Raw genomic sequence first — 6,899 nt, forward strand, 5'->3', positions numbered from 1 at the left:
GAAAACGGGGCTACTCGGGGCGAACGGGAAGCGTCGTACGGAATACGTCGCCGTAATTGTGCCCATCAATACTAAGGGGCGGAGGAGAAGACGGGGGGGGCTGGGGCGGGCGAACGTCCCGACGGCGTGAACCGCCTGTCGTCTGACAGCAGGCGGTTCACGCGCCGCCCGGGAACTCGTCCGGCAGCAGGTCGTCGACAGCCACCGGCACGTCAGGGAACGCCGTCACCGCGAGCAGCTCGCCGCGGCCGGCGACTCGATGGCCTGCGTAGACGGCGCGTGTTACGTCCGGCCCCGTGTGCACCTCGACGCAGTCATCGCGCAGGTTGACGATCCAGTACTCGGGAATGCCCGCGGCGGCATATGTACGTGCCTTGGTCAGGCGGTCCTGTGGAAGCGACGTGTAGGCGATCTCCACCACGAGCAACGCGGACGTTGGATGCTTGCGGTCGTAGTCGCCGAACCGGCCCGGAACCACGGCAACGTCCGGCTCTGTAGCTGACCATTGCCCCACCAGGAGCGGCGACTGCACCCGTAACACCGCGCCTGTCCCCACCACCGAACGGAGTGCCTCACTGACGCGCCCCAGCGCCGACGCATGGGCGGGATTCTGTGGCGCCATGGCAACAATCACCCCCTCCAACAGCTCGACCCTGTCGTCGGGGTGCAGCACACCGGTGCTGACGAGGCCAAAGTATTCGTCGACCGTGTAGCGACGGTCCGTCGCCTCGATCATGACTCCAGCCATACCTCACCCCGGACACGGCAACAACGTTGCGGAGCGTTCGGTGCAGCTTCTGTGCCACAGGGCGTGAAATTTCGGCCGCCGGGTGATGCGCACCAGGTCGTTCTCGCGGCGAACACATCCTGGCGCGCCGCGAGCACCGCCGCCGCGGGGAAGCGCGGCAGTGCCACCTGCGCCCGACGAACGCAGTTACCGGCGCCTCAGCCGCAGTAGACTGGCAACCGGTCGTTCAGCTCGGCGAGCGGCAGACCGCGCGCGTCTTTGACCGACAGGACAGGCTCGGCGATCGGCCACGGGATCCCGATGGCGGGATCGTTCCAGATTACCGTGATCTCGCTTGCCGGGTCGTAGAGGTTGGTGACCTTGTACTCGACCTCGGCGACTTCGCTGGTCACGCAAAAGCCGTGTACGAACCCCACCGGAATGTAACACTGACGAAAGTTCTCGGCTGACAGCGTCACCGCCACCCAGCGACCGAACGTCGGCGAACCGCGCCGTACGTCGACGGCAACGTCGTATACCTCGCCTTGCAGCACGCGCACCAGTTTGCCCTGCGGGCTGCCGATCTGCGCGTGCAGTCCGCGCAGCGTGCCACGCACCGAACGCGAGTGGTTGTCCTGCACAAAAGTCGCGGCGATGCCACCGTCGCGGTACTTCTGCGCATGGTAGGTCTCCAGGAAGAAACCGCGCGGATCGCGGAAAACGTCGGGCTCGACGACGATGACCTCGGGTAACGCCGTGGGAATGAATTTCATCGGTCTCAGAACTCCTGATCGAGGACACGCAGCAGATACTGCCCGTAGCCGCTCTTCTCCATCGGCGCGGCCAGGCGTCGCACGTCGGCAGCGGAGATGTAGCCCATGCGATAGGCGATCTCCTCGATGCACGCCACCTTCAAGCCCTGCCGCTCTTCGATGGCCTGAATGAAAGTCGACGCCTGCAGCAACGCCTCATGGGTCCCGGTGTCGAGCCACGCAATGCCCCGACCCAGCTTCTCGACGTGCAGGGCACCGGTGCGCAGGTAGGCCAGATTGACGTCGGTGATCTCCAGTTCGCCGCGCGCCGAGGGCGCCAACCCTGCGGCGATGTCGACGACGCGATGGTCGTAGAAGTACAGGCCGGTGACCGCCCATGACGAGCGCGGCTGCGGGGGTTTCTCCTCAAGACTGATGGCGCGGCCGCCGCCGTCGAACTCCACGACTCCATAACGTTCCGGGTCGCGCACCCAGTAGCCGAACACCGTGGCGCCACTGGCCCGATTCGCCGCGCTGCGCAGGTAATCGGGCAGACCGTGGCCGTAGAAGATGTTGTCGCCGAGCGCCAGCGCCACCGCCGCCTCGCCGATGAACTCGCGCCCGATGAGGAACGATTGCGCGATGCCTTCCGGCCGCGCCTGCTCGGCGTAGGCGATCCGCAGCCCCAGCTCGCCTCCGTCGCCGAGCAGGCGCCGGAAGCCGTCCTGCTCGTGCCGCGTGGTGATCACCAGCACGTCGCGAATTCCCGCCAGCATGAGGGTGGACAGCGGATAGTACACCATCGGCTTGTCGTAGATCGGCACGAGCTGCTTGCTGACGGCACGCGTCAGCGGATACAGGCGCGTCCCCGAACCGCCGGCCAGAATGATGCCCTTGCGCAGCATATAACCTCAAACCTTCCTTTCCGGATCGGTCGCCCCCCTCTCTTCCTCGTCCGTACTCACCCGGAGCCACCCGGCAATAGAGCACAACCGGCAGCTCGGATGCGAGCGAAGACATTGGGTGCTCAGCCGGAGCACGGGCGCCCCGGCGAGCCGCAACGGAGATCGCACACCCCTCGGCCGGGCACGCGCCGGGATTGGTCGCCGCGGCATGGCACGGGCCTTGCCACGGCGTTCGAGTCGAACGGACCGTAATCGCGAGGAGGGACGATGGGGCGGTTGTTTATCTGCGGAGCGGACGAAGGTGTGACGGCCGATATCGAAACCAGCGGCGCGATTCTCGACGATGCCCTCGAACACGAGCTGGCGGAGTCGGTGTTCCGCTGCGCCGTGCTCATGTCGCTGTCGGCCCTCACCGAAGGTGGGCCGTGGCCGCGCGCCATGTTGCAGACCATGGCTGCGTTCATGACCCTGATGCGCGACGAACTCAGCGGCCGGCTGCTGCAATAGCAGTGGATCGACCCGGCCGCCGGCGAGTTCACGCGGCGAGCAGTTTGTCGAGTTCCCCTTCGCGATCGAGCTGAGCCAGTTCGTCGTAGCCGCCGACGGGATTGCCGTCGATGAAGACTTGCGGCACGGTGCGCCGCCCTGAGGTCCTGACCATGTGTTCGCGCAACGCCTCGTCGTTACCGACGTCGATCTCTTCGAACGCCACTCCTTTGCGCTCGAGGAGCGCCTTGGCGCGCACACAGTAAGGGCAGTATTCGGTCGTGTACACCACTACTTTCGCCATGCGGTCGAGCCCACCTCCGTCCCAAGGCTCGTAACCAGCAGCCCGCGTCGAGGCAAGGCGGGGGCAGTCGCGCCGGTCGATACCCTTGCGAATGCGCGGGGAATGCCCGCACGCCCGGCACCGCCGGGAGCCGGGCGGACAGGGCCGCGCGAACCCCTGGCCGGGCCTGCTTGCTCGACGGTGTTCCATTTGCGAGCGAAGCGGGCTAGCGAGTGCCGCATGACGGCCGGCGAACGATTCGAAGAACTCGTGCGCATCATGGAGCGCCTGCGGGCCCCCGGCGGATGTCCGTGGGACCGCGAGCAGACCAGCGCCAGCATCAAGCCCTATCTCATCGAGGAGGCGTACGAGGTCGCCGAAGCGATCGAGCAGGACGACGCCATCGAGCTCTGTGCCGAGCTCGGCGATCTACTCCTGCAGATCGTCTTTCACGCCGAAATGGCGCGCGAGGCCGGGCGTTTCACCATCGAGGACGTCGTGCGCGGCATCTGCGAGAAGATGGTGCGGCGCCATCCGCATGTCTTCGGCGATGTCGAAGTGCAGGATGCCAGCGAAGTCCTGCGCAACTGGGCCCGCATCAAGGCGGAGGAACGCGAGAAGAAGTCGGATCGCTCCACCGTCGCGGGGGTGCCGCGCTCGCTGCCGTCGCTGCTGCGGGCGCACCGGCTCGGCGAGAAGGCTTCGCACGTGGGCTTCGATTGGGACGGTACGCGCGAAGTCATGGGAAAGGTCCGCGAGGAACTCGACGAACTCGACGCGGCCATCGCCGCCGGCAACGCCACCGAAGCCGAAGCCGAACTGGGCGACGTGCTCTTCGCGCTGACCTCAGTCGGCCGGCATCTCCGCGTTCACGCCGAGGACGCTCTGCACGGGGCCAGCGATCGGTTCATTCGCCGCTTTCGCTACATCGAAGCGCGCCTTGCCGCCCGGCAGCGTACCGTCCATGACGCCACGCCCGACGAGCTGAACGCCCTGTGGGAGGAAGCGAAGCGGGTCGAATAGAGCGGGCGCGGCAAGGCCTACGCCGGCGGCCGCTGCGCTTTCGCGAGGACCTCACGGTACTTGCGGCTCAGCGGCAAGACGTTGACCGCTCCGGTGACCGTGTTGACGTCGACGTACACCTCGGTGCCGTACACGCGCGTGATGTTGGCGTAAGTGATCACGTCTGCGGGCGGACCGGCGGCGGCGATGCGGCCGTCGTCGAGCAGGATCACCCGGTCGCAGTACAAGGCCGCGAGGTTCAGGTCGTGCAGCACCGTGACCACGGTCGTACCCTCGCTCTGCAGGTTGCGCAGCAGGTCGTAGATCTCGACTTCGTGCCGGATGTCGAGAAAAGCCGCCGGCTCGTCGAGCAGCAGGATCGGCGCCTCCTGCGCCAGGGCGCGCGCGAGCACCACGCGCTGGCGTTCGCCGCCGCTCAATTCGAGAACCGATCGGTCGGCAAGATCGAGCACGCCGGTGCGGGCCATCGCCGACCGGGCGACGGCGAGATCGCGGGGGTTTTCGAACGCGAACCTGCCGAGGTGGGGGGCACGACCCATGAGCACGACTTCGGTGACCGAAAACGGCAACTCGATCGCCGTCTCCTGCGGCACGACGGCAACGATCCGGGCCAGTTCGGCGCGCGTGTACGCGCCGATCGGCCGGCCTCGCACATCGACCCGGCCGGTGGCGGGGTCAATAACGCCGCTAAGCAGACGCAGGAGCGTCGACTTGCCGGATCCGTTCGGGCCGATGATGCCCACGGCTTCGCCGGCCGCCGCGTCGAGCGACACGTTGTCGATGACCCGGCGGCGCCCGTACGCGAAGTTCACCGCCACGGCGGCAAGCACGGTCATGGTGATCCGAACACCTTTCGCCCTTCGCGCTTGAGCAGATAGACGAAGAACGGTCCCCCGCAGAGCGCCGTAATCACCCCCACGGGCAACTCGACGACCCCCAGCACGGTCCGCGCCGCCGTGTCGGCCCACACCAGGAAGATCGCACCGGCCAGCAGCGATGCCGGCATCAACAACCGGTGATCGGCGCCCAGAAGGAGCCGCATCACGTGCGGAACAATCAGACCCACGAAACCGATCATGCCGGTCACGGAGACCACGGCGCCGACCAGCAGCGCGGCGGCCACAAAGACCGAGCGGCGGGCCCGGTGGACATCGACACCGAGATGGAGCGCTCCCTCTTCGCCGAGGGCGAGCAGATTGAGGGCGCGGGCCTGACCCAGAAGCCATGCGGCCCCGCCGCCCGCATACAGCCCGATGACGGCGACCAACCCGTAACTCTGCGTCGCCAGACTGCCCATCAACCAGAACAGCAGGCCCTGTGCCGCGTAGACGTCGGCAACCGAGTTGGCGAACATGATCAACGCGCCCGCGAAGGCGTTGTACACCACGCCGGCGAGCAGCAGCACGTAGGGTTGCAGACGCCCGTCGACAACGGCCAGCCGGTAGATGATCGCCACCGATACCAGCGCACCGGCGGCCGCCGCCAGCGGGACGACGGCGGTGGCGCCGTATACGCCGCGTCCGCCCAGGACGATCGCGGCCACGGCGCCCAGAGCCGCGCCGCCGGACACACCGATCAGGTGCGGCTCCGCCAGCGGGTTACGCAACAGGCCCTGCAAAGCCGCACCCGCGGTAGCCAGTGCCGCACCGACCACGGCCGCAAGCAAGACCCGCGGCACCCGCGTATCGAACAGGATGACCCGGTCCACGTTGTCGGCCGCCGGACCGAACAGCGCCCGCCCAACGTCGATGTGGACGCTGCCGATCGCCGACGCCCCCAGCAGAGTCGCCGCCAACAACGCCAGCAACATTACGTTGACGAGAACGAAGCGGCGCGGAGTGAGATGAGACATCGACCCGATACTTCCAAGTCCGGCGCCCCAAGTCCAAGCCTCGGCCACCGGCCCCGAAGGCACCCAACCGACCTAACCAACAGACCGCCTGACGCCGCTCGTCGATCGCGGGTGCCGCACCTCGGCTCGTTATCTCTGTGCGATAATCCACTCGCCCGCGCGACAGTACAGTACGTGAGTGCCCCCACGCGAAGCAGCGGTTTGTAGAGAACCACCTACCGCGTCTTCTTGATCTCCGCTTCTACTTCCTCGGCGCCTTTGGCATAGAACTCCGCTTCGTCGGGGGCCAACTCGCGCAGCAGCCGGAGGAACTCTCCCGCATGAACTCTTTCTTCATCGGCGATGTCTTTGAGAACCTCGATGGCGAGCCGGTTCTCGGTCGACTCCGCAAGTTGCATGTACATCTGAACCGCCTCGTACTCCGCGGCGATCATGAACCGAATGGCTCTGACGAGTTCCGCGTCTGTCAGCTTCCGGCCGTGCGCCAACCCCGAGAAAGACGATCCGAAATCCGGCATGGCTATCCTCCTTGTTCTTGTGCAGGCAACGCCGATAAGCCGAACCCTATATCAGTCCCGAGTCGACCTCCGAATCCCCGGTTGCCGCCGTTCTGCCATTTTCGCCGGCAAGAGGTCGAGCCCCACCGGCACGCGCGGGCTTCCCCCTTTCCGGCCACGATCTTCCAGTCCTAACCTGGCGCGCCGCCGGCCCCCGCAAACCACGGAAATCGTCGCGCCGCGCGCAGACTTTCGGCGGTAGTAGTGCGTATAGTAATACAACAGCGCGGGCTACCACCCGCAACCCAAAGCGAACAACCAGCCCGTTCGCCCCGAGTAGGAGCCCTTCCCCCGGGCTCCGTATCGAGGGGCGC

9 protein-coding genes are annotated in these 6,899 nt (G+C 66.6%); 2 read left to right on the forward strand and 7 right to left on the reverse strand.

The window, feature by feature from the left end:
- Window positions 1-157: 157 nt before the first annotated feature.
- From L6Q96_22700 to rfbA, 3 genes are all read right to left on the reverse strand, one after another.
- Window positions 158-748, reverse strand: coding sequence for a Uma2 family endonuclease (locus L6Q96_22700; GenBank protein MCK6557360.1), 591 nt, complete (start codon window positions 746-748; stop codon window positions 158-160).
- A 197-nt stretch (window positions 749-945) separates the two neighbouring features.
- Window positions 946-1,500, reverse strand: coding sequence for a dTDP-4-dehydrorhamnose 3,5-epimerase (gene rfbC / locus L6Q96_22705; GenBank protein MCK6557361.1), 555 nt, complete (start codon window positions 1,498-1,500; stop codon window positions 946-948).
- 5 nt (window positions 1,501-1,505) lie between these two features.
- Window positions 1,506-2,384 (reverse strand): glucose-1-phosphate thymidylyltransferase RfbA, encoded by an 879-nt coding sequence (rfbA, locus tag L6Q96_22710; protein MCK6557362.1) that lies wholly within the window; start codon window positions 2,382-2,384, stop codon window positions 1,506-1,508.
- A gap of 267 nt (window positions 2,385-2,651) precedes the next feature.
- Here rfbA and L6Q96_22715 point away from each other — a divergent pair, with 267 nt between their 5' ends.
- Window positions 2,652-2,891 carry a hypothetical protein gene (locus L6Q96_22715; GenBank protein ID MCK6557363.1) on the forward strand — a complete coding sequence of 80 codons (240 nt, stop codon included), beginning with the start codon at window positions 2,652-2,654 and terminating at the stop codon, window positions 2,889-2,891.
- A 28-nt stretch (window positions 2,892-2,919) separates the two neighbouring features.
- Here L6Q96_22715 and grxC read toward each other — a convergent pair whose 3' ends face one another.
- Window positions 2,920-3,174 (reverse strand): glutaredoxin 3, encoded by a 255-nt coding sequence (gene grxC / locus L6Q96_22720; protein MCK6557364.1) that lies wholly within the window; start codon window positions 3,172-3,174, stop codon window positions 2,920-2,922.
- A 219-nt stretch (window positions 3,175-3,393) separates the two neighbouring features.
- Here grxC and mazG point away from each other — a divergent pair, with 219 nt between their 5' ends.
- The gene (gene mazG, locus L6Q96_22725) at window positions 3,394-4,176 is read left to right on the forward strand and encodes a nucleoside triphosphate pyrophosphohydrolase (protein ID MCK6557365.1); all 783 of its coding nucleotides are present in this window, start codon (window positions 3,394-3,396) and stop codon (window positions 4,174-4,176) included.
- A gap of 17 nt (window positions 4,177-4,193) precedes the next feature.
- Here the strand turns inward: mazG and L6Q96_22730 are convergent, their stop codons facing one another.
- The 3 genes from L6Q96_22730 to L6Q96_22740 all read right to left on the reverse strand — a co-directional run bounded on the left by L6Q96_22730 (window position 4,194) and on the right by L6Q96_22740 (window position 6,546).
- On the reverse strand, window positions 4,194-5,012 hold the full coding sequence (locus L6Q96_22730; protein ID MCK6557366.1) for a heme ABC transporter ATP-binding protein: 819 nt from the start codon (window positions 5,010-5,012) through the stop codon (window positions 4,194-4,196).
- A complete protein-coding gene (locus tag L6Q96_22735; protein ID MCK6557367.1) occupies window positions 5,009-6,028 on the reverse strand; it encodes an iron ABC transporter permease in 1,020 nt (339 codons plus the stop codon). Before L6Q96_22735 ends, L6Q96_22730 begins: the two co-directional genes overlap by 4 nt.
- A gap of 215 nt (window positions 6,029-6,243) precedes the next feature.
- Window positions 6,244-6,546, reverse strand: a complete 303-nt coding sequence (locus tag L6Q96_22740; protein ID MCK6557368.1) for a rubrerythrin — start codon at window positions 6,544-6,546, stop codon at window positions 6,244-6,246.
- Window positions 6,547-6,899: the final 353 nt, after the last annotated feature.

This window comes from Candidatus Binatia bacterium (assembly GCA_023150935.1).
In the GTDB taxonomy this organism is placed as follows: Bacteria; Desulfobacterota; Binatia; order HRBIN30; family HRBIN30; genus JAKLJW01.